This window comes from Bradyrhizobium sp. 199 (assembly GCF_023073355.1).
In the GTDB taxonomy this organism is placed as follows: domain Bacteria; phylum Pseudomonadota; class Alphaproteobacteria; order Rhizobiales; family Xanthobacteraceae; genus Bradyrhizobium.
On sequence record NZ_JADPJI010000009.1, the window covers coordinates 37268 to 63077 of the forward strand.

The following is a 25810-nucleotide window of genomic DNA, read 5'->3' on the forward strand; positions in this document are numbered from 1 at the left end:
ACGACATGCGCTGGCTGAAATTCACCGCCTCGGACAAGACGTGTTGGGGAATCGCCGAGGGCGACCGGGTGATCGCGGTCGACGGCGATCCCTTCGGCGAATGGCAACGCACCTCGCGCGCGCATCCCCTGTCGCAGGTCAAGATCGAACTGCCGCTGATTCCGCGTACCTTCTATTGCGTCGGCCTGAACTATCTAAAGCACCTGAAGGAAGCCGCGGACAAGCGCGGCGAGGTGCCGGCGGTCCCCGACCGGCCCGAGATCGGCTACCGCGCCCAGAACGCCCTGATCGCGCATGACGAGGACGTCGTGATCCCGTCCTTCGCGACCGACAAGATCCACTATGAAGGCGAGCTCGTCGTCGTCATCGGCAAGAAGGTCAAGCATCTCACCAAGGCGAACGCGATGGATTGCGTGTTCGGCTACACCATCGGCAACGATGTCAGCGAGCGCAGCTGGCAGAAGGCCGATCGCGGCCTGTGGCGCTCGAAGAACGCCGACACGTTCAAGCCGATGGGCCCGTGGATCGAAACCGAGGCCGATCTCGACAAAATGAAAACGATCGTGCGGGTCAACGGCCAGGAAACCAACCGCTTCGCTACCGCCGACATGATCTTCGGCGTGGTGCCGTTCCTGGTCGAGCTGACCAAATATTTCACGCTATGGCCCGGCGATGTGATCTGGATGGGCACGGACGGTGCATCGCCGGATATCAAGCACGGTGACGTCGTGGAGATCGAGATCACGGGTGTCGGGACGTTGCGGAACAGGTTTGTGCGGGAGGGGCGGTGATCCTGCCGTAGGATGGATAGAGCGCAGCGAAACCCATCACCTCGGTTCGTCGCGAAAAGAGCGCGATGGGTTTCGCTATTGCTCTACCCATCCTACAATCTTCCTCAAAACGGCAGCGCCACGCCGGTCTTGATCTCCTTCAGCACCACGTTGCTGCGGACGTAACGGATGCCGGGGATACGGAACATGAACTCGTCGAGGAAGCGGTTGTAGGCCGCCATGTCCTGCACGACGACGCGCAGATGATAATCGGCATCGCCCGTGGTCGCAAAGCACTCCAGCACCTCGCGGCGCTTGGTGACCCGAGACACGAATTCGTCGACGAATTTGGCATCGTGCCGCTCCAGCGAGACATGGAGGATGGCCGACATCGCAAAGCCCGCCTGCTCGCGCGCGACCATCGCCGCGTAGCCCTGAATGACCCCGGCCTCCTCCAGAGCCCGCACCCGGCGCCAGCAGGCAGAGGTCGACATTCCGACCTCGTCCGCAAGCTGCTGGTTGGTGGCGCGGCCGTCCTTCTGGAGGTGCGCAAGAATCCGCGCGTCCTGCTCTTCGATCATGAACTCCACCACATCGGATGCTTTTACCTAACTGTAGGCCAAATCGGACAATTCTACCAGAACGGACTGCTTACCAGGAAAGATAGGTAAGACCTACCAGCCGCCCGAGCCTAACCTTCTTCCGAACCGGCAGGGAATGCCGTGGGAGGTCCGCATGGACGCCATTCCGTCGCTCGACAGCTACGAACTCTCCGACCGCTATGACCGTGAAGAAGGACGCGTCTTCCTCACGGGTACGCAGGCGATCGTTCGCATCGCGCTCGACCAGGCGAGGCGCGACCGCGCGCGGGGGCTGAACACCGCCGGCTTCATTTCCGGCTACCGCGGCTCGCCGCTCGGCGGCATCGATCTCGAATTGTGGCGGGTTCAGGAACGGTTGAAGCGGGACCGCATCGAATTCCTCCCCGCAGTGAACGAGGACCTCGCCGCGACCGCGGTGCTCGGCTCGCAGCAGGTCGAAACGCAAGGAGACCGCGAGGTCGATGGCGTGTTCGGCCTCTGGTACGGCAAGGGCCCGGGCGTCGATCGCTCCGGCGATGCGCTCAAGCACGGCAACGCCTACGGCTCCTCGCCGCATGGCGGCGTGCTGGTCGTGGCCGGCGACGACCATGGCTGCGTGTCCTCGTCGATGCCGCACCAGTCCGACGTCGCCTTCATGAGCTGGTTCATGCCGACGCTGCATCCGGCAAGCGTCGGCGAATATCTCGCGTTCGGCGAATATGGCTACGCACTGAGCCGCTTCTCCGGCATGTGGGTCGGCTTCAAGGCGATCTCGGAGATCGTCGAGTCGGCCGCCTCCGTCGCGCTGGGCTCGCCCCGAAGCTTCCGTACGCCCGACTTCACGCCGCCGCCTGATGGACTGCACTATCGCTGGCCCGACCTGCCGGGACCACAAATCGAGGAACGGCTGGAGGCGAAGAAGCACGCCGTCTACGCCTTCGCCAAAGCCAATCCGATCGACCGCCACATCTACGACATTCCGGGCGCGACCTACGGCATCGTCACCACAGGCAAGGCGCATCTCGATTTGATGGAGGCGCTACGACTGATGGGCCTCGATGAAGCCGCCTGCCGCAGCATCGGAATCGACGTCTACAAGGTCGGTATGGTCTGGCCGCTGGCGTTGCATGACGCCATGGATTTCGTCAAGGGCAAGCGTGAGATCCTCGTGGTCGAGGAGAAACGCGGCATCATCGAGAGCCAGTTCAAGGAATATTTCTATGACTATCCCGGCACAAAGCCCGAACGCATGGTCGGCAAGCACGACGAGCAAGGGGCGCGACTGATTTCCTGGATCGGCGAATTGTCGCCGCGCGCGCTGGCTGGCGTGCTCGCGCGGCGGCTCGATCCGATGTTCCCGGGCCTCAGTCTCGCCGCACGGGCGGCTGCACTCCTGCCCGAGGCTGCACGCACCATCAATGTCGCAGGCGCGACCCGCACGCCCTATTTCTGCTCGGGTTGCCCGCACAACACATCGACGAAGGTACCTGAGGGATCGAAGGCACTGGCCGGCATCGGTTGCCATTTCATGGCGAGTTGGATGGACCGCGAGACCTCGTCGCTGATCCAGATGGGCGGTGAAGGCGTGAATTGGGCGGCTTCGTCAAGATTCACCGGTCATAAGCACATTTTCCAGAACCTCGGCGAAGGCACCTACTATCACTCCGGCTCGATGGCGATCCGGCAGGCGATCGCGGCCAGGGCCAATATCACCTACAAGATCCTGTTCAACGATGCCGTTGCCATGACCGGCGGCCAGCCGGTCGATGGTCCCGTCAGCGTCCATGCGATCGCGCACAATGTCCGTGCCGAAGGCGTGACGCGCATCGCGCTGGTGTCGGATGATCCGGCGCAGTTCTCGCCTGCCGACCTGCCTGTCGGCGTCACCATTCATCCGCGCGAGGAGATGGATGCCGTGCAGCGCGAGCTGCGTGAGGTGTCCGGCGTCTCGGTCCTGATCTATCAGCAGACCTGCGCCACGGAGAAGCGACGCCGGCGCAAGCGCGGGCAGATGGCCGACCCCAAGCGCTTCGCCACCATCAACGATCTCGTCTGCGAAGGCTGCGGTGACTGCTCGGTGGAATCCAACTGCCTCAGCGTCGAGCCGAAGGAAACGCCGTTCGGCCGCAAGCGCCAGATCAATCTCTCATCCTGCAACAAGGATTTTTCCTGCCTCAACGGCTTCTGTCCGAGTTTCGTGACCGTCGAGGGCGCGACGCGCCGGAAGAAGAGCGCGAGCCAGATCGACGCGGTCGGCCATGCCGCCACGCTTCCCCTGCCCGCGACAGCCACGCTCGAGCGTCCCTACGATTTGCTCGTGACCGGCGTCGGTGGCACCGGCGTGATCACCGTCGGCGCGCTGATCGGCATGGCCGCACACCTCGAACGTCGCGGCGTCTCGGTGCTGGACTTCACCGGCTTTGCGCAGAAATTCGGGCCTGTGCTGAGCTTTATCCGGCTTGCTCCAAGCCCCGAGGCCCTGCACCAGGTGCGTATCGACCAGGGCGCGGCCGATGCGCTGATCGGCTGCGATCTCGTGGTCAGCTCTTCGCCAAAAGCATCCGGCACCTATCGCCGCGGCACGCGGGCCGCGGTCAATACTGCGGAAATGCCGACCGGCGACGTCGTCCGCTTCCGCGACGCCGATCTCGCCTCCCCCGCCCGCCTGCGCGCGATCGGCCGGGTCGTCGGTGAGGACAATCTCGGCACGATCAATGCCAACGCGCTGGCCGAACGGCTGCTCGGCGATGCCGTCTATGCCAATATCATCATGCTCGGCTTTGCCTGGCAGCGCGGGCTGGTCCCGATTTCCCTCGAGGCGCTGCTGCGCGCGATCGAGCTCAACGGCGTTGCCGTCGAGCACAACAAGCTGGCCTTTGCGTGGGGCCGGATTGCGGCTTCCAATCCGGACTTCTTGCCGAAGGCGAACGAAGCGCTCACAGCCGAGACGCTCGACCAGATCATCGACCGTCGCGCCGACTTTCTCATCGCCTATCAGGACCGCGCCTATGCGGCACGCTACCGGGCGACCATCGCGAAGGTGCGCCGTGCCGAAGCTGTTCCGAACAGCGAGGCTCTGACCGAGGCGGTCGCCCGCGCCCTGTTCAAGCTGATGGCCTACAAGGACGAGTACGAGGTGGCGCGGCTGCACATCCAAAGCGGATTCCTTGATGAGCTGAAACGCGAATTCGAGGATGGCTTCAAAATCCAGTACCACCTCGCCCCGCCATTCCTGCCGTCGCGGCGCGATGCCCGTGGACGCCCGCGCAAACGCGCTTTCGGCCAGTGGATCCAAATGCCGCTCGCCATGCTCGCGCGCTTGAAGGGGCTGCGCGGAACACCGCTCGATCCGTTCGGCTACACCGCGGAAAGGCGCACCGAGCGCGAACTGATCGCGTGGTATGAAGGTCTGATCGAACAGATACTCGGCGAACTCGATGCGGCGCGTCTTCCGGATCTCATTGCAATTGCAAAGGCGCCGATGGAGATCCGCGGCTACGGCCCGGTCAAGGACACCGCGATCGAGAAGGTGAAGGCAGAGGTCGAGCGGCTGCTTGGTGAACTCCACACGTCATCGCCGGCAAAGATGCTCGCCTCCGGTTGACGCGGAGCCGCCGAGGCGCCGACCCTCCAAGCCTAAAGCGCAATGCAATTCGGATGAATCGCCATCGCACTTTAGGTTATTGTTTAAGCATGATCTTTTCGGAAAAGCGCTGCGGACTTTTCCCGGATCATGCCTTTAACCTGTGGAACAGGATGAAGATCGCGGGCCCGATCCCGATATTTGGATCGGCGTGGGTGCACCTTCCTTGTCGCCGTCGAACACGATCAGGACACGTAGTCCAGTTGACGTCTTGTCCAACGGCAGGAGCCCCTCCGGCTTTCGCTTCGGATCAAACGGCAAGTCCTTCAACAGTTCGACGGACTCTGACGCGCCGTCCCACGCGTAAACGGCGTAGGACCCGGGTCCGTCTGCAGCCGGACCTGCCAGGACGAGAATGCGATCCCCAAATGACGCGAGATCGCGCACGCCGCGGCCCTCGCCGAGCGGCAGCCGGTACAGGCGATGATCCGAGCTCTTTCCATCACCAAACAAGGAAGCCACCTCCACCGACAGAACGACGGCGCATTTGCCGTTCAGCACGGGGCCCCGGAATCCTGCGAGCAGCGTCCGATCGTCCTTGATCACTACGCCTTCAATCGTCAGCCCGTTGGTCTCCAGCCGCATATCCACGAAGGGGCTGAGAGCCGATTCGCTCGCGATGACGTCTCTCAGTCTCGCCGTCCGCTCGAGACCTGACACATTGCCATCTGCGCCCGTGGTGCGGAACCGGACGATCTGGCTGCTCGCGGCGATCTTCGCTCGAATCTTGTCGGCATGTTTCTTGGGATCGAGCTTGTGGTCCTTGTCTCGGGGATGACCGTGCGAGCCGATGACGTAAAAGTACCCTTTGGAGAAGGCGACGCCCTCTCCGTCAAGTTCGAGCGCTTTGTCATTGAAGGTGTTGTCGATCAACTTGACCGGGCTGCCGGCGACAAGCTTGCCGTCCGTCAATTCGACTAATTGAGCGTCTTGGAGATTGTCGTCGATGACCAGGCACGAACGGGGAAACCCATCCGCGGTCGTGCAGGCGATGCCGCTGACATCCTCGGATCTGCCGCCGTCCTCGCCGATCAGCCTGTTCTTGACCTGCCACGCATCGTCAGCCGCGGCAACACAAGGCTGCACGCCGCCCGCCATGAGGCCGAGCAGCAAAGTCGCAATCCATCCCGTTCTGGCGAGGGTCATCGAAGCTCCTTCAGCGGTCGTCGGTTCAAATATCGCCAAGCCGTCCAGCTTCACCGCAATATGATGCCCCCAATTCCCTGCGAGGCTCCCAGGCAATGAACGTTGATCGGCTTGCCGCCTGTCGATGCGTCAAAGCCGGAAGAGCAAAAGCTGGAGAAGCAGAAGCCGGAAAGCCCGGCCCGAACGGAACGTAACATCGAAGAACCAGGAACGGCCGAACCACTGCGGTCCAAAATAGATCACTCGTATCTTAGGTTGTATTGTTCCAGATGCCGCGCCGATGTCAACTCAGTTCCGGCCGACGCGTCGGTGGCGTGAGGCGATCCAACACAGCGGACGCCTTCGCGGCACACCGCTCACCCACCGTCTCGCCGTAAGAACGGAGCGAGGGAGTGAGAGAGCCAAGCGTCCCTCACCGCCAAGCGTCCCTCACCGCACTTGGCCAAACTGAGAGGACTATCGAGGGGCGCCTAACCTCTTTCCGCTCTTCTGCGGCGAGAGGTCGGGATCGCGCAGAGATCGGGGTTGGGGGCGAGGCAATACGCGGCGAGACGAAAAGTCCATCCGGCGTTGCTGAGCGTCTTAAACCGCCGTCGCCTTGGCAAACTCCACGTAGATCTCGCGCAGGCGCGTTGCCAGCGGGCCGGGCTTGCCGTCGCCGATCTTATTGCCGTCGATCGCAACAACCGGCTGGACGAACAATGACGCCGAAGTCGCAAAGGCTTCCTTGGCGGCCAGCGCCTCGGCGACCGTGAACGAACGCTCTTCGACGCGAAGCTGGCGCTCTTCGGCGAGCGCCACCACGGCCTTGCGGGTACAGCCGGGCAGGATCGCGTTGGAGTTCTTGCGGGTCACGATGACGTCGTCCTTGGTCAGGATGAATGCCGAGGACGACCCGCCCTCGGTGACGTAGCCGTCTTCCAGCATCCAGGCCTCGCCCGCGCCCGCTTCGGCCGCCGCCTGCTTTGCCAAGACCTGCGCCAGCAATGCCACGCTCTTGATGTCACGCCGCTCCCAGCGGATGTCCGGCACGGTGATGACGTTGATGCCGGTCTTCGCCGACGCGGCATTGATGATGTCCTTTTCGGAGGTGAACATCACCAGGCTCGATTTGACGTCGCCCTTCGGGAAGGCAAAGTCGCGGCCCTTGTCGGCGCCGCGCGTCACCTGGAGATAGACCAGGCCGTTATCGACCTTGTTGCGCGCGATCAGCTCCTTCTGGAGCTCGGTGATGCGTTCGACCGTCTCCGGCAACTTCAGCTTGATCTCGCCGACCGAGCGCTCAAGCCGCGCCAGATGCGAGGCGTTGTCGACCAGCTTGCCGTCCAGCACGGCCGAGACCTCATAGATGCCGTCGGCGAACAGGAAGCCGCGATCCAGGACCGAGATTTTGGCATCCGAGAGCGGGACGAATGAGCCGTTGACGTACGCGATCGGGTCCAAGGCAGGTCTCCTGGAGAGAAGGGGATTTGGCTCTCGGTATAGGAGATTTGGCGCGCCCGATAAACCCTCGATCCGTCATTCCGGGGCATTCGCGAAGCGAATGATCCCGGAAGCCATCTCGCCTCTCATCCTGCCGCCCGATGATCCTCAGATGCGCAATTGCGCATCATAGCTCGCGCTGCGCGCGCCCCGGGATGACGGCGCAGTTAATGCGACAGGATCTTCGACAAGAACTTCTGCGCGCGGTCGCTGCGCGGCTTGCCGAAGAAATCCTCCTTCGCCGCGTCCTCGACGATTTCGCCGCGGTCCATGAAGATCACGCGGTTGGCGACCTTGCGGGCAAAGCCCATCTCGTGGGTAACCACCATCATCGTCATGCCCTCGTGGGCGAGGTCGACCATGACGTCGAGCACCTCGCTCACCATTTCCGGATCGAGCGCCGAGGTCGGCTCGTCGAACAGCATGACGATGGGATCCATGGCGAGCGCACGGGCGATCGCCACGCGCTGCTGCTGGCCGCCGGACAGGTTCGCGGGATACTTTTGCGCCTGTTCCTTGAGGCCGACGCGCTCCAGCAGCTGCATGCCTTTCGCCATCGCCTTGTCGCGCGACCGGTCGAGCACCTTCTGCTGCGCGAGGCAGAGATTGTCGATAATCTTCAAATGCGGAAACAGCTCGAAGTGCTGGAACACCATGCCGACGCGCGAACGCAGCTTGGGCAGGTTGGTCTTGGGATCGTTGACCTTGGTGCCGTCGACGCTGATGTCGCCGCTCTGGAACGGCTCCAGCGCATTGACGCATTTGATCAGCGTCGACTTGCCCGAGCCCGAGGGGCCGCAGACCACGACGACCTCGCCCTTGGTGACGCTGGTGGTGCAATCGGTCAGCACCTGGAAACTCGGCGTGTACCATTTGTTGACGTGGCTGATTTCGATCATGAGCGGCTAGCCCTAGCGAATGATGGCGATGCGCGCCTGCAGGCGGCGGACGCCGAAGGACGCGATACAGGAAATGGTGAAGTAGACGACTGCTGCGAACAGGTACATTTCGACCAGGCGGCCGTCGCGCTGCGCAACCTTGCTCGCCGCTCCCAGAAAGTCCGTGATCGACAAGACGTAGACCAGCGAAGTGTCCTGGAACAGCACGATGGTCTGCGTGATCAGGACCGGCAGCATGTTACGGAAGGCCTGCGGCAGCACGACGTAGCGCATGGTCTGGGCGTAGGTCAGGCCGAGCGCGTTGGCTGCGGCCGGCTGGCCGCGCGAGATCGACTGGATGCCGGCACGCATGATCTCGGAAAAGTACGCGGCCTCGAACATGATGAAGGTGATGAGCGAGGACGCGAACGCGCCGACGCTGATCGGGCGTGACGCGCCGGTCACCCACTGCCCGATGTAGGGCACCAGGAAGTAGAACCAGAAGATGACCAGCACCAGCGGCAGCGAGCGCATGAAGTCGACATAGACGCCGGCGATGCGGCCAAGGATCTTGAAGCCGGAGAGCCGCATCAGCGCGAGCGCCGTGCCGAAGACCAGGCCGCCGAGTGCTGCGAGGCCCGTCAGCGTCAGTGTGAACGTCATGCCCTCGTAGAACAGGTAGGGCAGTGCGCGGCGGATGACATCGAAATCGAGATTGCCGAACATCGTGCTATTTCCCCGTGATGTAGCCGGGGATCGCGACCCAGCGCTCAAGGAAGCGCATCGCGGTCACGACGACGGCGTTGACGAGGAGATAGAGAATGGTCGCGGCGGTAAAGGCCTCGAACACCTGGAACGAGAATTCCTGCATCGAGCGCGCCTGTCCGGTCAATTCGAGCAGGCCGATGGTGATGGCTACCGCCGTGTTCTTGATGGTGTTCAGGAATTCGGACGTCAGCGGCGGCAGGATGATGCGGAACGCCATCGGCATCAACACGTAGCGATAGCCTTGGAAAGTCGTCAGGCCGAGCGCAGTAGCGGCCATCTTCTGTCCGCGCGGCAGCGAGCCGATACCGGCCTGCAACTGCACGGCGACACGCGCCGACATGAAGAAGCCGACGCCGATCGCCGCCGTCCAGAACGGCGCGTTCGGCAGCTGCTTCAGCCAGGTGCCCGCGCTTTTTGGCAGTAGTTCCGGCAGCACGAAGAACCACAAGAAGAGCTGAACCAGCAACGGCATGTTGCGGAAGAATTCGACATAGGCAAAACCGAACCAGTTCGCCCCCTTGGACGGCAGCGTACGCATCACGCCGACGATCGATCCGGTGATCAGCGCGATGACCCAGGCCAACGCCCCAGTCTTGAGGGTCAGCACCAGTCCTGACAGCAGCATGTCGAGATAGGTGCCGGTCCCCATCGGGTTCGGCTGGAAGAAGATTCCCCAGTTCCAGTTATAGTTCACGTGTCCCCCGCGCGAACGCGCCTTTTGTCCCGGCGCCTATGCAAATGTCCGGCCACCCTGGTGTCAAGAGTGGCCGGACACAATCCCGATCGAAAGATCGAGGTTATATCTTACTTATAGTCGTCCGGGTTCGGCGAGTCCGTCGGCTTGGCGAACTCGTTCTTCAGCTCGGCCGAGATCGGCGTGTTGAGGTTGAGGCCCTTCGGCGGGATCTTCTGGGTGAACCATTTGTCGTAGATCTTCTGGGCCTCGCCGGAGGTGTAGAGTGCGGCCGTCGCCGCATCGACCACCTTCTTGAAAGGCGCGTCGTCCCTGCGCAGCATGATGCCATAGGGCTCGGGCTTGGAGAACGCATCCTTGGAGATGACGTAATCGTCCGGCGACTTCGAGCCGGCGACAAGGCTCGCGAGCAGGATATCATCCATCACGAAGGCAACCGCACGATCGGTCTCGACCATCAGGAATGCCTCGGCATGATCCTTCGCCGGAATGATGTTGGCGCCGAGACCCTTCGCGACGTTCGCCTCGGTGAGCTGCTTGATATTGGTGGTGCCGGCGGTCGAGACCACCGATTTTCCCTTGAGGTCGTCGATCGCCTTGAGGCCGCTGGACTTCTTGAAGACGTAGCGGCTGGCGGTCAAATAGTGGGTGTTGGTGAAGGCGACCTGCTTCTGGCGCTCGGCATTGTTGGTGGTCGAGCCGCATTCGAGGTCGATGGTGCCGTTGGCCATCAGTGGGATCCGGGTCGCCGAGGTCACCGGATTGAGCTTGACCTCGAGCTTGTCGAGCTTGAGCTCTTTCTTCACGGCATCGACGATCTTGTAGCAAATGTCCATCGCGTAGCCGACGGGCTTCTGGTTGTCGTCCAGATACGAGAACGGGATCGAGGAGTCGCGGAAGCCCAGAGTGATGGCGCCGGTGTCCTTGATGTTCTTCAACGTGCCGGTCAGCTCCTGGGCCCCGGCCTGGCTGACGGCGAAGGTCGCGGCGAGCGCGAGCCCAATGCTACGGAGGTGTTTCACTTTTTGGTCCCCTTTCAGGATGATGCGGCCCGGATGCAAGCACAGATTGGGCCGGATTAGAATGTGACTTTTGGCTGGATCGCGGCTCAGGTTAACGGCTCAGGACGGGGGTTTTGGCAATTGGCCGAGATCCCAGAACAGCCCGGCCATCACCGTCAAGGCTTCTTCGGTCAAAGGCAGCAGGATGTGCTCATTGGGCGCATGCTGGGAGCAGCCGGGATAGGAGTGCGGGACCCAGATCGTCGGCAGACCCAGGATCTCGGAAAACACGTCGTTTGGCAGCGAGCCGCCGAAGTTCGGCAGCACCGCCGGCGGCTTGCCGGTGGTCTCCTGTACCGAATCCGCCGCCCATTTGATCCAGGGACTGTCGAAATCTGTGCGCGATGCAGCAAAACTCTGGGCCGCCCGAACTTCGACCATCGGAAAACCGCGTCCGACCAGATGCGCGCGGACGGCCTCGATCAGCCCATCAATCCTGGTGCCGACCACAAAACGCAGTTGCAGCACGGCATTGGCATGGCCCGGAATGGCGTTGGCCGGCTTGTCGATATTACCCGACGACATCGCCAGCACTTCCAGCGTATTCCAGGCGTAGAGCCGCTCAGCGGCCGACAGCCCCTCCTCGCCCCAGTTCTCGGCCAGCGCAGGCTCGTCCGCGCCCGGCACCACCTGCACGTCGGCGAGATAGCTGCGGATCTGGTTGCTGAGCCGCGGCGGCTTCAGCGCGTCGAGCTGAAGCCGGCCGTGCCCATCGACCAGCGTTGAGATCGCATTGACCAGAATGGTCGCCGGATTGGCCAGCACGCCGCCCCAATTGCCGGAATGGTGGCCGCCGTCGCGCAGATCGACATCCAGATGAATGCGGATGCCGCCGCGGCAGCCGAGGAACAGCGTCGGGCGATCGGCGGACAGGCGAGGCCCATCGGAGGCCATGAACAGATCTGCCTTGAGCGCCTCGCGATTCAGGTCGCAGACTTTGCCCAGATCGGGCGAGCCGATCTCCTCGCCCATTTCGACGATGAACTTGGCGTTGAACCCGAGCTTGCCGCCGCGGGCGTCGCGCACCGCGCGGAGTGCCGCCATGTTGATGCTGTGCTGGCCCTTGTTGTCGGCGGTGCCGCGACCGTAAAGCCGCGTGCCAGCGACGGTCGTACGCCAGGGATCGCGCCCCTCACGCCACTCGCCTTCCATGCCGTCGACGACGTCGCCATGGCCATAAATCAGCACGGTGGGCGCTGAGGCGCTTTCGTGATGCTCGGCGAACAGGAACGGCGCCTTGCCGCTGGGGGACTCGACGATACGGCTGGTAAAATCCAGTGCAGCAAATGCCGGCTGAATTTCCTGCTCCAGATAGGCGCGCAGCTCGGCGCCGCGGGACGGATTCTGGCTTTCGGTCTTGAAGGCGACGCGGCGCTCGAGCTCGGTCAGAAACGCGCCGGACTTGAAATCCTCACGGGCGCGGGCGATGGCGTCGGCTCTGGTCATGACTTGCTTTTCGAGACTTGAACGAAGGACTTTACCCCACCCGGGTTGGCCTTCGAAAGTGGCGGGGACTTGGACAGTTCTTGCAATTGGCTTGCAGTTCTCTTGCAGTTCTCTTCGAGTTCTCTTGGGAGTTCGTTCTCGCTCGCTTGAGATTGGCTTGCCAGGGCGGGCGTACCGCCGATTTTGGCCTTGCCAAGCGCAAACGATATGCAAGAACGTCGCCAAGTTGGGGCGCACGTCTATCATTCGAAGAGCGCTCAGTACAGAGCGCCGGGGAACCACATGGCCAAGCAGATCAGGCTCAACGCCTTCGCGATGAATTGCGTCGCGCACCAATCACCCGGCCTGTGGACGCATCCGCGCGACCGCACCGCCGACTATAACCGCCTGCCCTACTGGATCGATCTCGCCAAGACGCTGGAGCGGGGCCGCTTCGACGGACTGTTCCTGGCCGACGTGCTCGGCGTCTACGACGTCTTTGGCAACAGCCCTGACGCGGCCTTGCGCAACGCAGCACAGACGCCGTCGAACGAGCCGCTGCTGCTGCTCTCGGCGATGGCCGCGGTGACGCAAAATCTTGGCTTCGGCGTCACCAGCAATCTGTCGTTCGAGCCGCCCTACCCGTTCGCACGGCGAATGTCGACGCTCGATCATCTCACCGAGGGCCGGATCGGCTGGAACGTCGTCACCGGCTATCTCGACAGCGCCGCCCGCGGTGCCGGCAAGGACAAGCAGACCGGACACGACGACCGCTACGACATCGCCGACGAATATATGGAGGTGGTCTACAAGCTCTGGGAAGGAAGCTGGGAGGACGACGCCGTGCTGCGCGACCGCAAGCGCGGCATCTTCACCGATCCCACCAAAGTTCATCGCGTCAACCATGAGGGCGCGAACTACCGCATCAACAACACCATCCATCTCAGCGAGCCCTCGCCCCAGCGCACGCCGGTGCTGTACCAGGCCGGCACCTCGCCGCGCGGCCGGCAGTTTGCGGCCAAGCATGCCGAATGCGTCTTCATGTCGGGACCGTCGGCCAAGGTGATCGCGCCGCGCGTCTCGGCGATCCGCCAGGAGGCCGCCGCGTTCGGCCGCAACCCTGCCGAGATCCTGATGTTTTCGATGATGACGATCATCCTCGGCAGGACCAAAGCCGAAGCGAACGAGAAATACGCCGACTACCGCCGCCACATCAGCCCCGAAGGCGCGCTGGCGCTGATGTCGGGATGGACCGGCGTCGACTTCGCCGGCTACGACCTCGATCAGCAGGTGCGTCACGTCCAGAACGATGCCGGCCGCAGCGCCATGGACAACGTCACCCGCGCCGATCCAGATCGGATCTGGACTGTGCGCGATGTCATCGAGCATGTCGGCGTCGGCGGCGCCGGGCCAGTCGTGGTCGGTACGCCCGAAAGCGTAGCCGACAAGATCGAAGATTGGTTCGAGAAGACGGACGTCGACGGGCTCAATGTCGCATTCGCGATCTCGCCCGGCGATTTCGAGGACATCGCCGACATGCTGGTGCCGGAGCTGACGCGGCGCGGGCGATACAAGTCGGAGTATACGCAGGGCACGCTGCGGGAGAAGCTGTTCGGCGGCGGCCGCGCGAGGTTAGGCGCGCCGCACCCGGCGGCGGGGTATCGGGTGGGGAAGAGGTAGGCCGATTGTCTCCTCCTCGTCATTGCGAGCGCAGCGAAGCAATCCAGACTCTCCGCGGTAAAAGACTGGATTGCTTCGTCGCTTCGCTCCTCGCTACGACAGCGGTGGGGGGCGCGCCTCAGACCTTCCCGTCCACCATCACCTCGATCAGCTTCGTTCCCGGTCGGCCAAACGCAGACGCCAGCGTCGCCTTTAGCTCCCTGGCATCGCTGACCTTGATCGCCTCGCAGCCCAGCGCTCTCGCGACGCCGGCGAAATCCACCGGCGGATCGACGAAGTCCATGCCGACGTAATTGTCGTCGCCGTGGAAGGCGAGCAGGCGCTGCTTGATGATGCGGTAGCCGCCATTGTTGGCGATGACGACGTTGAGCGGCAGCTTGTGATGCGCCGCGGTCCACAGCGACTGGATCGAATACATCGCGCTGCCATCGCCCGAGAAACACACGACCGGACGATCGGGATTGGCGATGCTGGCGCCGACCGAGGCCGGCAGGCCCCAGCCGATTCCGCCCGAGGCAAGGCCGTGATAGCCGTAGCGGTCGCGGTGCGGCCGCAGCGCCGTGATCTGGCGGCTCGAGGTGAGGCCTTCGTCGACCAGGATGGCATTCTCCGGCATGGCCTCGACCATCTGCAGCACCAGGAAGTCCGGATCGATCGGGCTGCGGCCCGCGCTCTTGCCGATCTGCTCGACCAGCGCGGCACGGCGTGCGGTCCAGTTCTTAGGCGCGAGCTCGGCGAGGCGCTGCTTCGCCCGGCTCGCAAGTGCGGCACCGCCCATCTCCCTCAGCACCGGAATCAACGCGCGCAGCGTTTCCTTCAAATCCGACTTCAGCGCGATCTCGGCCCCGTAGTTCTTGGCGATCTCCCAATCGACGAGGCCGATCTGCACGATACGGAGACCGTCCGGCAGCGCATCGACCTCGCTATAAACCGACATGCGCAAGGGATCGCCGCCGAGCGCGATCAGGAGGTCGTAAGGCGCAAGCGTGTCGCGCGCGACCTTCTGCACGCGCGCCAGCGTGCCGACGAAGCTCGGGCTCTCCGAGAGGAAGTGCGATCCATAAGGCGTCGAGGACTGGTAGGCGGCTGCGCCGAGCAGCTCGGCGAGTTCGGCGGCCTCCTTCAGCGCGTCGCTCTTGACCACCTCGTCCATGGTGACCATGACGGGACGCTCGGCTTTCAGCAGCCGCGCGGCAAAGGCCTTCAGCGCCTCATCCGACGGCTTTGTACGCGCGTCGATCCGGGTGGAGCGGCCGAGGTCGATGCCGGCCTCGCTGTTGAGGATGTCGCCAGGCAGCGAGATGAACACTGGCCCGGTCGGCGGCGTCATCGCGACCTTGGCGGCGCGGCGGACGATACGAGGCAAATCCTCCAGCCGCGTCACCTCCACCGCCCATTTCGCCAGCGGCTCGGCCATGCGGACCAGCGGGCCGTACAATACCGGCTCCATCAGGCCGTGGCCCTGCTCCTGCTGGCCCGCGGTCAGGATCATCGGCGTGCCCGTGAACTGGGCGTTGTAGAGCGAGCCCATGGCGTTGCCGAGGCCGGGCGCGACATGGACGTTGCAGGCGACGAGTTTTCCCGAGGCGCGGCTATAGCCATCGGCGATCGCGACCACCAGGCTCTCCTGCATCGCCATCACATAGGTAAGGTCCGGATGATCCTTCAGCGCGTGCATGATCGGCAGCTCGGTGGTGCCGGGGTTGCCGAACAGATGCGTGATGCCCTCGTCCTTGAGCAGCGCGAGAAAGGCGGAGCGGCCGGTGATCTTGTTCTTCATGTTTCCTCCAGGAGCGGACGTCGCCGCAAGGACGGAGGCATGATGACCGAAGTCTTGGGAGGCGTACAAGGAAACGCAGTCATGGCTGCGTTGCGTACGAGAGGCACATTCCACTCTCGTGTCCCGGACGCGGCGCTGCGCGTTAGCGATGCGACGCAGAGCCGGGACCCAGATTCGCACGGGACGATGCTGCGCATCGCCCGGGAGGTGCTGCGCTGCGTCCGGGGCACGAGAGCAGAGCGTGCGGCGGGCGCTACATCTCCTCCCGCCCCAGCTCGAACGGATCCTCACCGCCGGCGCGTTTCTTCCTTTTCGAGCGCTGCCAGACCACGCCCGGAAAGCCCTTCAGCGGCACCAGCGTCTCGCCGGTATAGGCCCATTCCTGCAGCTCTTCGATCGCGATGTGATAGAGCGGCTGGCGGCCGGTGCGCTCGCTAAACAGCGCGCGCGGGATGTTGACCATGTGCGGTCCGCGCGGGCGCTCATAGGCGATGGGCGTGCCGCAATGGGAGCAGAAGCTGCGGGTGGTCTTCGTGGCCTTGTCCTCGAAGCGGGTGAGCGCCGTCTTGCCCGAAATGATGCGAAACCGCTTCTTCCAGCTTCCGACATAGGTCGCGTAGGCCGCGCCGTGAGCGCGGCGGCTGGCGGCGGAGTGATCGTGCCAGGCCCAGCGCGCAGGAACATCGATCTCGAAGGTGACCTTGCCGCAGAGGCATCGGCCGGTGGCGGTACCTGCGGCGGCTGCGGCTTTGGCCATGGAAGTCTCTCCTCGTCATTGCGCGCGTAGCGAAGCAATCCAGAATCTTACCGCGGACGGTCTGGATTGCTTCGCTGCGCTCGCAATGACGGCATTTGTGGTGTCCGGCGGAGCCACACAAGAGCTCCATCCGGGCTACGACGTCAACTAAGCCGCCGTCAGCTCGTCATACGCCGGATAATCAGTATACCCCTTCTCCTCACCGCCGTAGAACGTCGCACGGTTGTACGGCGTGATCGGGTAGTCATGCTGCAGGCGGCGCGGCAGATCGGGGTTGGAGATGAAGATGCGGCCGAAGGCGATGATGTCGGCGTGGCCGTCGGCGATCGCCGCGTTCGCACTCTCGCCCGTGAAGCCACCAGCGGTCATCAGCACGCCGCTATAGAGCGGCCGGAACAGCACCATTGCGGAAGGCACGTTCTCCCAATGGACGTCGGCACGGCCGGCGCCACTGGAGCGCGGCTCGATGAAATGCAGGTAGGCGAGAGCGAGCTTGTCGAGCGACTTCACGACATGGGTATAGAGCGGCATCGGATCGGGCTCGCCGGAATCATTGGCGATGCCGTGGGGCGACAGCCGAACAGCGACGCGGTTGGCGCCCCAGACGTCGATGGCGGCCTGCGTGACCTCCAGCAGAAGCCGCGCGCGATTCTCGATCGAGCCGCCATATTGATCGGTGCGCCTGTTGCTGCGCGATTGCAGGAACTGCTCGAGCAGATAGCCGTTGGCGCCGTGGATCTCAACGCCGTCGAAACCGGCCGCCAGCGCGTTCTTCGCGCCTTGCCGGAACGCCTCGACGATACCCTTGACCTCCTCGGTCTCCAGCGCGCGCGGCGTCTCATAGTCGGAGATCTTGCCGTCTGCCGTCATCGCCTTCATGCCTTCGGCTTTGATCGGGATCGCCGAGGCCGAGACTGGCAGCTCACCACCGTGGAAGGAGGAGTGCGAGACGCGGCCAACATGCCAGAGCTGGAGAAAGATGATGCCGCCCTTTGCGTGCACCGCGTCGACCACCTTGCGCCAGCCGGCGATCTGCGCCTCCGAATAGATGCCGGGCGTTGCCGGGTTGCCGCGACCGTGCGAGAGCACCGGCGAGGCTTCGGCAATGATCAGGCCGCCCTTTGTGGCGCGCTGGCCGTAATATTCGGCGTTGAGCGGTCGCGGCGAAAAGCTCTCGCGCTCGGCCCGCATGCGCGTCAGCGGCGCCATGGCGACGCGATGCGCAAGCTTGTACGGACCGACCTGCAACGGTTGAAACAACGCCGGAAATTTCATGGGGGCACCGAGTGACTATGGAAGGATCGGATCATATAGCAAGGGGCGGCCACCGGAAAAGCGCCGCCCCTTGCAAAGTAGATATTCCCTGCCGCGGAACGCGTTGGAGAGCAGCCCTTACGCCGTCTTGATCCAGACGGCCTTTACGTTGAGATATTCCTCGACATGCTGCTTGCCGGACTCGCGGCCGTAGCCGCTCATCTTGTAGCCGCCGAACGGCACGGCCGGATCCATCGCCTGGTAGCAGTTCACCCACACCGAGCCGGCGCGCAGCGATTTTGCAACGGCATGCGCCTTGCTGACGTCGCGCGTCCACAGACCCGAACCGAGGCCGAAGGTGGTATTGTTGGCGCGCTTGACGAGTTCGTCCATGTCCTTGAACGCGATCGCGGAGATGACGGGACCAAAAATCTCCTCCTGCGCGATGCGCATGTTGTCCTGGACGCCCGCGAACACCGTCGGCGAGACGAAAAAGCCCTTCGCCAGCGCGCCCTCAGTAACGCGGCCGCCGCCGGCGAGCGCCTTCGCGCCTTCCTTTTGGCCGATGTCGAGATAACCGGTGACGCGCTCGAGCTGCTGCTCGGACACCAGCGGCCCGATCTGCACATTGGGATCGAGACCGTTGCCGACCTGCAGCTTCTTGCCGAACTCGGCGACACGGCCGACGAACTCCTCGTAGATCGACTGCTCGACGAACAGCCGCGTGCCGGCACTGCAGATCTGGCCGGAATTGGCGAACACCGCCATCGCGGCGCCGGGAACGGCTGCATCGAGATCAGCGTCCGCGAACACGATGTCCGGCGACTTGCCGCCAAGCTCGAGCGAAACGCGTTTGAGGTTACCGGCGGAAGCACGGATGATCGATTGACCCGTGACGTGCGAGCCGGTGAAGGCGACCTTGTCGACGTCGTGATGCGAGGCGAGCGCGGCGCCCGCGGTCTCGCCATAGCCGGGCACGACGTTGATGACGCCGGGCGGAATTCCCGCCTCCATCGCCAGCTCGGCGATGCGCAGCGAGGTCAGCGGCGCCTCTTCGGCGGGCTTGAGCACCACGGTGCAGCCGGTCGCGATCGCCGGGCCGATCTTCCAGATCGTCGCGGTGAGCGGACCATTCCAGGGGATGATGGCGCCGACGACGCCGATCGGCTCTTTGAGAGTGTAGGAGAAGATTTCGCCCGGCAGCGAGTTCTCGATGGTCTCGCCGTGGATCGCGGTGGTCTGGCCGGCGTAGTAACGCAGCATGCCGACGGCGCGCAGGCGATAGGCGCGGGTGCGGCTGAGCGGCGCGCCCATGTCGAGCGTGTCGAGCTGCGACAACTCGTCGAAGTTCTTCTCGACGAGGTCGGCAAGCTTCAGAAGCAGGTTCTGCCGTTCGAACGGCTTGACCTTGCTCCAGGGTCCTTCGAAGGCGCGACGGGCGGCGGCAACCGCACGGTCGATGTCTTCCTTGTCGCCCTCGGCCACGGTTGCGAGGAGCTCGCCAGTGGCAGGATTGTGAGTCTCGAAGCGCTTGCCTGAGGCAGCATCGACCCACTTCCCGTCGATCAGCATCTGCTTATAGGACCCGTTCGCGAACGGATGACGCGTGATCGGAATAGCCTGCGACACAGCCATGGCTGCACTCCCTGTCAGGTGATTGATTGGTTCGATCTGGGCCGGATCGTTGAGTTGAAGAATACAGGGGTGCCCGATAGGCGTAAAGGCAGCGCGGAACGAAGACCTCCCATGCCGACTTGTGCAGGGTCGCGCACCGCCATGTTATAGCTCGCGAGCCCCTCTTGCGGAGACATCCCATGCCACATCCCGCCATGGTCAAAGACAATGTTGCCGTGATCACAGGCGGCGCATCCGGAATCGGATTTGCCGCCGCCGCGGCCTTCGCGCGTGCCGGCATGAAGGTGTGCATCGCGGATGTCGATCAGGAACGACTGGCGGACGCCGCGACAAAACTGTCATCCATCACTTCTGCCACAAAGGTGATGACCTTCGCCGTCGATGTCGGCAGGGCCGAGAGCGTGATGGAACTGGAGCGCGCGGTGGGCGCGCATTTCGGCGGAACCGACTTGCTCATGAACAATGCCGGCATCCAGCCGGGCAGCACATTGTTCGGCGAGCCCGACAATTGGCAACGCATCATCGCCGTCAACATGTGGGGCATCATCAACGGCTCGCGCATCTTCGCGCCCGACATGATCGCGCGCGGCAAATGTGGCCTCATCATCAACACGGGCTCGAAGCAGGGCATCACCACGCCGCCGGGCGATCCCGCCTACAATGTCTCCAAGGCCGGTGTGAAAGCATTTACCGAAGCGCTCCAGCACGAGCTGCGCAACACGAAGGACTGTCGCATCACGGCACACCTGCTGATACCGGGCTTCGTCTTCACCGGCCTCACCGCGAAGGGACGCACCGAAAAGCCGGCGGGCGCCTGGACGCCGGAGCAGACGATCGATTTCATGCTGGCGCGGCTGGAGGCCGGCGACTTCTACATCCTGTGTCCTGACAACGACGTGCCGCGCACGCTGGACGAGAAGCGCATGGAATGGGCGGCCGGCGACATCATCGAGAATCGCCCGCCGCTGTCGCGCTGGCACCCGGATTATGCGGATGCGTTCAAGAAGTATGCGGAGGGGGAGTAACGATTAGACCCTCATGGTGAGGAGCGCGCCCTTGCGCGCGTGTCGAACCATGAAGGCCCGAGTGGGGCCTGCATCCTTCGAGACGCCCGCCTTCAGCGGGCTCCTGAGGATGAGGGATTAGAGCGTCTCCTGCTGGTGTCCGCAGTTCTTGCAAGCGAACTTGACCCGGGTTTGGCCTTTCTCCGCCTGGACCCGGTTCGGCGCGCCGCACTTGCCGCAGACGGCCTCGACGCGGGTCGCGCCCTGCTTGACGACGATGGTCTTCTTTTCCATCGATTCGCGGATCAGGCGCTCGGCCTCCTCGCGCAGCGATTGTTTCGACAAAGCTCGTCTCCGCCTCTGAAAAGCGCGAGAGCCATATCCCACCTGCGGCCGAAGCACAATGCGTGATACGGATCGCGACCATCGAGGTGTCATTCCGGATGGTTGCGGAGGCGAGAGCCGCGGCGTGTGTTGCTCCGCGGCCCTCTTGCTTCTCGTCGGATCGGCTCAAGGCGTTTTTCAAGCGGCCTTGGACACCTCCATCAGCAGCCGCTCGGCCTTGGCGTCCTCGATGCGGTTCACCAGCCGGCTGCTCTCGTGATTGTCGCGCACGGTCTTGGTCAGGGTGATGCAGGTCTGGATCAGCATGACGATGCCCATGGTGAGATAGCCCTTCATCCAGAAGTCGATCGGCAGGAAGAAGACGCCGATGGCGACGAGGAATGCGGACGCTGCAAAGGACGCGTAAGTGAAGGTCACCCAGGCGCTGCTGTGGGGTTGGCCGTTCTGGTTCATGGTGGTCTCCTGTTGGCTCGAATGATGAGGGGTTTGGGATCAGGTGGTCGGCGTGCGGTTGGACTTCAACCGCGTCAACACGTCGTCCGCAGTCGTCTTCAGCCGCGGGCCAAAGCCCTGCTCGGCGAGTCTCTCGGCGGTGGCGAGGGGGCCTGTGGCCGCATCGAGCTCGACCAGCGCATCGTCGGCAGCCTGGGCCTCCATCTGCCGATCGCGCAGACGCCTCAGGGTGCTCTCCGCCTCCGGCAGCGTGGATTCGTAAGGCCGCGCTGCCTCGATGCCGCTGCGGCGAAGCGAGCGCACCGCCTCCGAGGCACGGGCGATGCGGCGGCCCCGATCGAGCTCGGTGATGCGGGCCTGCGCCGTTGCGACGTGCCGCTTCAACCTGATGATCTCGGTCGCGAACAACGCGCGTGCCGTCAGCGCCGCATCGCGGTCGGCCTCCAGGCCTGCGATGGCTTCGGCGGCGTCCCTGGCGAGATCCTCGCGGCCGCCGTCGAGCGCCGCAACCGCGCGCGTCTCGAGATCGGCGATCCGCGCGAGCGTCGCCTCGAGCTTGCGGCCTTCCTGCTGATCCTGCGCGATCGCCAAGGCCAGCGTTCGCTTGCTGCGCTCGACGGCGGCAGCCGCATCGCGCATCTGCTGGTCGAGGATCAGAAGGGCCGTCCGGTCTTCCAGCTCTTCCCCTGCGGCGGCTACGCTGCCGCGGAAAAGCGTCACGACTGTCTTGAACATCTGTTTCTCCCTGTTATGAGCGTTGCTCACAAATGCTTTGTAGCAGTAAACTTGAACATCGTTCAATAAACAAACTGAGCACCGCTCAAGAGTTCGGCTGGATTATGTTCAAGGCCTTGAAACGTCGGGAGAAACTCCGGTCCGATTTATTTCTGGCAGCGGAGCGGATGATAGCGGACCGTGGATTATCCGGCCTGAAAACCCGCGATCTCGCCCGCGAGATCGGCTGCGCCAATGGCGCGGTCTACAATCTCGTGGCCGACATGGACGAGCTGATCCTGCGCGTGGGCTCGCGCACGCTGCACCGGCTCGACCAGGCCCTCAGCGCCGCGGTCCCCAGGGGCGAGGCAATGCCGCAACAGACGCTGGTCCGCGTCGCCCTCGCCTATTGCGATTTCGCTGCGGAAAATCTCCAGCTCTGGCGCGCGTTGTTCGAGCACCGCATGGAGGCCGACAAGATCGTCCCCGACTGGTCCGTCGAAGACCAGATGCAACTGTTCCGCCACATCTACCAGCCGTTGGCCACACTATTTCCGAAGCGCAGCCCCGAGGAGCTCGGCATCACGGCGCGCAGCCTGTTCTCGGCGGTGCATGGCATGGTGGCGCTGGGACTGGAGCAGAAGCTGGTTGCCGTACCGCTGCCGGCGCTGCGCGAAGAAATCGCTCGCCTCGTGCGAGCGATGATCGACGGACTGGCCGCGCACGGAGGCGGCGCCTGACTAAAATTTCGCCTGTCCCATCGCGTGCGGCACGCTTAGCTTCGCGGCGTCCCGTCATCTCTTTCGGAGCCTCCCATGCCCCTCCTCATCCGCGGCGGCACCGTCGTCAATCATGATCATTCGCGCCGTGCGGACGTGCTGATCGATGGCGAGACCATCGTGGCAATCGGAGCATCGCTCGATGCGCCCACGGGTGCCGAGATTATCGACGCTGGCGGCGCCTACATCATCCCGGGCGGGATCGATCCGCACACCCATCTCGAAATGCCGTTCATGGGCACCGTGACAGCCGACGATTTCGAATCGGGAACGAAGGCGGCGCTGACCGGCGGCACCACCATGGTGGTGGATTTCTGCCTGCCCGATCCCGGCCAGTCGATGCTCGCGGCCTACCAGGAATGGCGGCACAAATCCGAGAAGGCGGCCTCCGACTACGGCTTCCACATGGCGGTGACATCGTGGTCGAAGCAGATCCATGACGAGATGGAAACCGTGGTCAAAACCTACGGCATCAACACCTTCAAACATTTCATGGCCTACAAGGGCGCGCTGATGGTGAACGACGACGAGCTCTACAACTCGTTCGCCCGCTGCGCCCATCTCGGCGCCATGCCGGTGGTACACGCCGAGAACGGCGACGTGGTCGCCTTGATGCAGGAGGCGCTGATCGCGCGCGGCGTCACGGGCCCCGAGGGGCACGCTTATTCGCGACCACCAGAGGTCGAGGGCGAAGCCACCAACCGAGCCATCATGATCGCGGACATGACGGGCACGCCGGTCTACATCGTGCACACCAGCTGCCGCGAGGCGCATGAAGCAATCGCGCGGGCGCGCGCGGCCGGAAAGCGCGTCTATGGCGAGCCGCTGATCCAGCATCTGCTGCTCGATGCCGGCGAGTACCGGAGCAAGGACTGGGATCATTCCGCCCAGCGCGTGATGTCACCGCCGTTCCGCGACAAGTCCCATCAGGACAGTCTGTGGGCCGGCCTGCAATCCGGCTCGCTCCAGGTGGTCGCGACCGACCATTGCGCCTTCACCACCCCGCAGAAGCGATTCGGCCTCGGCGACTTCAGGAAGATCCCGAACGGCACCGGCGGCCTCGAAGACCGCCTCGCGCTGCTGTGGACCGCGGGCGTCGCCACGGGACGGCTCACCAAGGAAGAATTCGTCGCGGTGACCTCGGCGAACATCGCCCGCATCCTCAACATCTATCCCCGCAAGGGCGCCGTCGCCGTCGGCTCGGATGCCGACATCGTGGTGTGGGATCCCAAGGCGACCAGGACCATCAGCGCCAAACGGCAGATGAGCCGGATCGACTACAACGTCTTCGAGGGCTTTTCTTGCACGGGCGGCCCGGCTGCGACGGTGTCCCGTGGCCGTACCGTCTGGCAGGATGGTGATCTGCGCGCCAAGGCCGGCGACGGTCGCTACATCGAACGACCCGCGTTTTCACCGGTGCATATCGCCAACTCCACCTGGAAGGAGCTGACCGCCCCGCGCGCGGTCGAACGCTACGCGGTGACGCCGTAGCGACTCTCACGGCTCACCATTTCGGCTTTCACCACCGGCCGCTACCGTCGGTTCGCGCCAGGCCGACCGTTCTCGGCGGCACCGACCGGCGCGAGGCCGCGCGCGCCTGCTCGATCGAGAAACCCCGCTCAAGCCGCGCCGCGCTTGCGCGTAGCATCGCTGCGTCGAGCTTGCCCTGCCGCGCCCCGTCCAGGGCGCAGGCGAAGACGCGGTAGAACTGCGCGCCGTCATAGGCGACCAGCAGCAGATCGACCCCGGCATTGATCGCCTCGACCACCGCCTTGCAGACGTCGTTCTGGTAGATCGCGCCCATCACGAGGTCGTCCGTCATCACCACGCCCTGGTAACCCCATGTCTCGCGGATGACGCCCTCGACGACTCGTTTCGAATGCGATGCGGCGTGATCGGGATCGACGGCGGTGAGCGTGACATGGCCGACCATGAGCGCGCTGTGCGAATGCGATAGCACGTCGCGGAACGGGAGCCAGTCGGATTCCTCCAGCTCCTTCACCGGCGTGTCGAGCTTGGCGCTGAAATGATGTGTGTCGGCATGCACCCGGCCGATGCCCGGAAAATGCTTGAGCGTGGCACCGACGCCTGACTGCTCCAGCCCGCGCACATAGGCGCTCGCAATCGTGCTGACGACGGCCGGATCGGTCGCGATCGCGCGCTGGCCGATCAGCGTGTGGAAGTCGAGCCGGTTACGCCGCGCCGGCGGCTTGAGGTCGAGCACAGGGGCGAGATTGAGGTTGACGCCGAGGTCCGCGAGCTCGCGGCCATGGATGCGGCCGAACTCCTCGGCTTTGGCCTGCTGGTCGTCGGGAGCGAGTCCGGCCAGCGTCGCCAGCGCCGGCACTTTCGTCAGTGGCGGCGCGAGATGACCGACAATGCCGCCCTCTTGGTCCGCGGCGACCACCAGCGGTGGCAGGCCAGCGGCACGCCTGATATCTTGGAGCGACGCGATCTCGGCACGCAGCGCCTCGATCGTCCGTCCCCGGATGTTGTGCCGGGTGACATAGACGCCGCCGATCAGGCCCTGCTCGGCAAGGCGCGCGACCTCGGGAAACGAGGAATAGCCGACCATGAAGTGCGGCCCGAGCCGACGCGCTTCTGCCGCACTGACGCCGAGGACATCGTTCTTGCGCAGCTCGAACTTCAGATGCGCCGCAGACATCAGGACCGGCGGCAGGCACCAGAGCATGACAAGCAGCTTGCCCGCCATGGTGCGCCAACGCCGTCTGTGCAGCAGGAGCAAGACGATCGCGATGCTTGCGACGACAAGCGCGATGTTTCCGGCGCCGCGCAACGCCACCAGATAAGGATCGCTCTTGTTTGCGGCCGCGAACGCGACCACAGGCGCGGCTAGCCAGAGCAGAATGAGGCCGGTACGGCGGAGCAATTGCATGATGCATCACGTGTTGGGAGTGGCGACTGCTTCGCACCTATCAAAGCGAATCGCGCTCTGCGAGA

22 protein-coding genes are annotated in these 25810 nt (G+C 63.9%); 6 read left to right on the forward strand and 16 right to left on the reverse strand.

What is annotated here, in order from left to right:
- The first annotated feature begins 5 nt into the window (after positions 1-5).
- Positions 6-791 carry a fumarylacetoacetate hydrolase family protein gene (locus IVB28_RS26900; RefSeq protein ID WP_247530216.1) on the forward strand — a complete coding sequence of 262 codons (786 nt, stop codon included), beginning with the start codon at positions 6-8 and terminating at the stop codon, positions 789-791.
- A gap of 104 nt (positions 792-895) precedes the next feature.
- Here IVB28_RS26900 and IVB28_RS26905 read toward each other — a convergent pair whose 3' ends face one another.
- Positions 896-1351, reverse strand: coding sequence for an Lrp/AsnC family transcriptional regulator (locus IVB28_RS26905; protein ID WP_247530217.1), 456 nt, complete (start codon positions 1349-1351; stop codon positions 896-898).
- 154 nt (positions 1352-1505) lie between these two features.
- Here IVB28_RS26905 and IVB28_RS26910 point away from each other — a divergent pair, with 154 nt between their 5' ends.
- Entirely contained in the window at positions 1506-4955 is a 3450-nt protein-coding gene (locus IVB28_RS26910) for an indolepyruvate ferredoxin oxidoreductase family protein (protein ID WP_247530218.1), read from the forward strand.
- Positions 4956-5090: 135 nt separating this feature from the next.
- Here IVB28_RS26910 and IVB28_RS26915 read toward each other — a convergent pair whose 3' ends face one another.
- The 7 genes from IVB28_RS26915 to IVB28_RS26945 form a co-directional block, all read right to left on the reverse strand.
- Positions 5091-6140, reverse strand: coding sequence for a DUF3616 domain-containing protein (locus tag IVB28_RS26915; RefSeq protein ID WP_247530219.1), 1050 nt, complete (start codon positions 6138-6140; stop codon positions 5091-5093).
- 582 nt (positions 6141-6722) lie between these two features.
- The gene (locus tag IVB28_RS26920; RefSeq protein WP_247530220.1) at positions 6723-7583 is read right to left on the reverse strand and encodes a D-amino-acid transaminase; all 861 of its coding nucleotides are present in this window, start codon (positions 7581-7583) and stop codon (positions 6723-6725) included.
- A gap of 206 nt (positions 7584-7789) precedes the next feature.
- Positions 7790-8521: an amino acid ABC transporter ATP-binding protein gene (locus IVB28_RS26925; protein ID WP_247530222.1), complete on the reverse strand. Its 732-nt coding sequence runs from the start codon at positions 8519-8521 to the stop codon at positions 7790-7792.
- Between the two features lie 12 nt (positions 8522-8533).
- Positions 8534-9226, reverse strand: coding sequence for an ABC transporter permease subunit (locus IVB28_RS26930; protein WP_247530224.1), 693 nt, complete (start codon positions 9224-9226; stop codon positions 8534-8536).
- A 4-nt stretch (positions 9227-9230) separates the two neighbouring features.
- The gene (locus IVB28_RS26935) at positions 9231-9962 is read right to left on the reverse strand and encodes an amino acid ABC transporter permease (RefSeq protein WP_247530226.1); all 732 of its coding nucleotides are present in this window, start codon (positions 9960-9962) and stop codon (positions 9231-9233) included.
- A gap of 110 nt (positions 9963-10072) precedes the next feature.
- Complete coding sequence (locus IVB28_RS26940) at positions 10073-10984, reverse strand: amino acid ABC transporter substrate-binding protein (protein ID WP_247530228.1); 912 nt, start codon at positions 10982-10984, stop codon at positions 10073-10075.
- A 99-nt stretch (positions 10985-11083) separates the two neighbouring features.
- Entirely contained in the window at positions 11084-12469 is a 1386-nt protein-coding gene (locus tag IVB28_RS26945) for a M20 family metallopeptidase (RefSeq protein ID WP_247530230.1), read from the reverse strand.
- 282 nt (positions 12470-12751) lie between these two features.
- On the opposite strand from IVB28_RS26945, the gene IVB28_RS26950 reads away from it, so the two are divergent.
- Positions 12752-14128 carry an LLM class flavin-dependent oxidoreductase gene (locus tag IVB28_RS26950; RefSeq protein WP_247530233.1) on the forward strand — a complete coding sequence of 459 codons (1377 nt, stop codon included), beginning with the start codon at positions 12752-12754 and terminating at the stop codon, positions 14126-14128.
- A 118-nt stretch (positions 14129-14246) separates the two neighbouring features.
- On the opposite strand, the gene IVB28_RS26955 is transcribed toward IVB28_RS26950, so the two are convergent.
- From IVB28_RS26955 to IVB28_RS26970, 4 genes are all read right to left on the reverse strand, one after another.
- Entirely contained in the window at positions 14247-15908 is a 1662-nt protein-coding gene (locus tag IVB28_RS26955; protein ID WP_247530235.1) for a thiamine pyrophosphate-binding protein, read from the reverse strand.
- Positions 15909-16161: 253 nt separating this feature from the next.
- Positions 16162-16665 (reverse strand): GFA family protein, encoded by a 504-nt coding sequence (locus IVB28_RS26960; RefSeq protein ID WP_247530237.1) that lies wholly within the window; start codon positions 16663-16665, stop codon positions 16162-16164.
- 147 nt (positions 16666-16812) lie between these two features.
- A complete protein-coding gene (locus IVB28_RS26965) occupies positions 16813-17940 on the reverse strand; it encodes an alkene reductase (RefSeq protein ID WP_247530239.1) in 1128 nt (375 codons plus the stop codon).
- Between the two features lie 117 nt (positions 17941-18057).
- Positions 18058-19554 carry an aldehyde dehydrogenase family protein gene (locus IVB28_RS26970; protein WP_247530241.1) on the reverse strand — a complete coding sequence of 499 codons (1497 nt, stop codon included), beginning with the start codon at positions 19552-19554 and terminating at the stop codon, positions 18058-18060.
- Positions 19555-19733: 179 nt separating this feature from the next.
- Here IVB28_RS26970 and IVB28_RS26975 point away from each other — a divergent pair, with 179 nt between their 5' ends.
- Positions 19734-20579 (forward strand): SDR family NAD(P)-dependent oxidoreductase, encoded by an 846-nt coding sequence (locus tag IVB28_RS26975; RefSeq protein ID WP_247530243.1) that lies wholly within the window; start codon positions 19734-19736, stop codon positions 20577-20579.
- Between the two features lie 117 nt (positions 20580-20696).
- Here the strand turns inward: IVB28_RS26975 and IVB28_RS26980 are convergent, their stop codons facing one another.
- The 3 genes from IVB28_RS26980 to IVB28_RS26990 form a co-directional block, all read right to left on the reverse strand.
- The gene (locus tag IVB28_RS26980; protein ID WP_247530244.1) at positions 20697-20903 is read right to left on the reverse strand and encodes a hypothetical protein; all 207 of its coding nucleotides are present in this window, start codon (positions 20901-20903) and stop codon (positions 20697-20699) included.
- A gap of 177 nt (positions 20904-21080) precedes the next feature.
- Complete coding sequence (locus tag IVB28_RS26985; RefSeq protein WP_063197515.1) at positions 21081-21356, reverse strand: YiaA/YiaB family inner membrane protein; 276 nt, start codon at positions 21354-21356, stop codon at positions 21081-21083.
- A gap of 39 nt (positions 21357-21395) precedes the next feature.
- Complete coding sequence (locus IVB28_RS26990) at positions 21396-22091, reverse strand: PspA/IM30 family protein (protein WP_247530245.1); 696 nt, start codon at positions 22089-22091, stop codon at positions 21396-21398.
- Between the two features lie 104 nt (positions 22092-22195).
- Here IVB28_RS26990 and IVB28_RS26995 point away from each other — a divergent pair, with 104 nt between their 5' ends.
- Positions 22196-22810, forward strand: a complete 615-nt coding sequence (locus IVB28_RS26995) for a TetR/AcrR family transcriptional regulator (protein ID WP_247530396.1) — start codon at positions 22196-22198, stop codon at positions 22808-22810.
- A gap of 75 nt (positions 22811-22885) precedes the next feature.
- Positions 22886-24340, forward strand: coding sequence for a dihydropyrimidinase (gene hydA / locus IVB28_RS27000; protein ID WP_247530246.1), 1455 nt, complete (start codon positions 22886-22888; stop codon positions 24338-24340).
- Between the two features lie 28 nt (positions 24341-24368).
- Here the strand turns inward: hydA and IVB28_RS27005 are convergent, their stop codons facing one another.
- The gene (locus IVB28_RS27005) at positions 24369-25745 is read right to left on the reverse strand and encodes a glycoside hydrolase family 3 N-terminal domain-containing protein (RefSeq protein WP_247530247.1); all 1377 of its coding nucleotides are present in this window, start codon (positions 25743-25745) and stop codon (positions 24369-24371) included.
- Between the last annotated feature and the right edge of the window lie 65 nt (positions 25746-25810).

Excerpts from the sequence above, each read along its gene's own strand:
- IVB28_RS26905 (WP_247530217.1), bottom strand. The coding sequence starts at position 1,351 with ATGATCGAAGAGCAGGACGCGCGGATTCTTGCGCACCTCCAGAAGGAC.
- IVB28_RS26990 (WP_247530245.1), bottom strand. The coding sequence starts at position 22,091 with ATGTTCAAGACAGTCGTGACGCTTTTCCGCGGCAGCGTAGCCGCCGCA.
- IVB28_RS26930 (WP_247530224.1), bottom strand. The coding sequence starts at position 9,226 with ATGTTCGGCAATCTCGATTTCGATGTCATCCGCCGCGCACTGCCCTAC.
- IVB28_RS26915 (WP_247530219.1), bottom strand. The coding sequence starts at position 6,140 with ATGACCCTCGCCAGAACGGGATGGATTGCGACTTTGCTGCTCGGCCTC.
- IVB28_RS26955 (WP_247530235.1), bottom strand. The coding sequence starts at position 15,908 with ATGAAGAACAAGATCACCGGCCGCTCCGCCTTTCTCGCGCTGCTCAAG.
- IVB28_RS26975 (WP_247530243.1), top strand. The coding sequence starts at position 19,734 with ATGCCACATCCCGCCATGGTCAAAGACAATGTTGCCGTGATCACAGGC.
- IVB28_RS26950 (WP_247530233.1), top strand. The coding sequence starts at position 12,752 with ATGGCCAAGCAGATCAGGCTCAACGCCTTCGCGATGAATTGCGTCGCG.
- IVB28_RS27005 (WP_247530247.1), bottom strand. The coding sequence starts at position 25,745 with ATGCAATTGCTCCGCCGTACCGGCCTCATTCTGCTCTGGCTAGCCGCG.
- IVB28_RS26960 (WP_247530237.1), bottom strand. The coding sequence starts at position 16,665 with ATGGCCAAAGCCGCAGCCGCCGCAGGTACCGCCACCGGCCGATGCCTC.
- IVB28_RS26985 (WP_063197515.1), bottom strand. The coding sequence starts at position 21,356 with ATGAACCAGAACGGCCAACCCCACAGCAGCGCCTGGGTGACCTTCACT.
- IVB28_RS26995 (WP_247530396.1), top strand. The coding sequence starts at position 22,196 with ATGTTCAAGGCCTTGAAACGTCGGGAGAAACTCCGGTCCGATTTATTT.
- IVB28_RS26910 (WP_247530218.1), top strand. The coding sequence starts at position 1,506 with ATGGACGCCATTCCGTCGCTCGACAGCTACGAACTCTCCGACCGCTAT.
- IVB28_RS26945 (WP_247530230.1), bottom strand. The coding sequence starts at position 12,469 with ATGACCAGAGCCGACGCCATCGCCCGCGCCCGTGAGGATTTCAAGTCC.
- hydA (WP_247530246.1), top strand. The coding sequence starts at position 22,886 with ATGCCCCTCCTCATCCGCGGCGGCACCGTCGTCAATCATGATCATTCG.
- IVB28_RS26965 (WP_247530239.1), bottom strand. The coding sequence starts at position 17,940 with ATGAAATTTCCGGCGTTGTTTCAACCGTTGCAGGTCGGTCCGTACAAG.
- IVB28_RS26900 (WP_247530216.1), top strand. The coding sequence starts at position 6 with ATGCGCTGGCTGAAATTCACCGCCTCGGACAAGACGTGTTGGGGAATC.
- IVB28_RS26925 (WP_247530222.1), bottom strand. The coding sequence starts at position 8,521 with ATGATCGAAATCAGCCACGTCAACAAATGGTACACGCCGAGTTTCCAG.
- IVB28_RS26970 (WP_247530241.1), bottom strand. The coding sequence starts at position 19,554 with ATGGCTGTGTCGCAGGCTATTCCGATCACGCGTCATCCGTTCGCGAAC.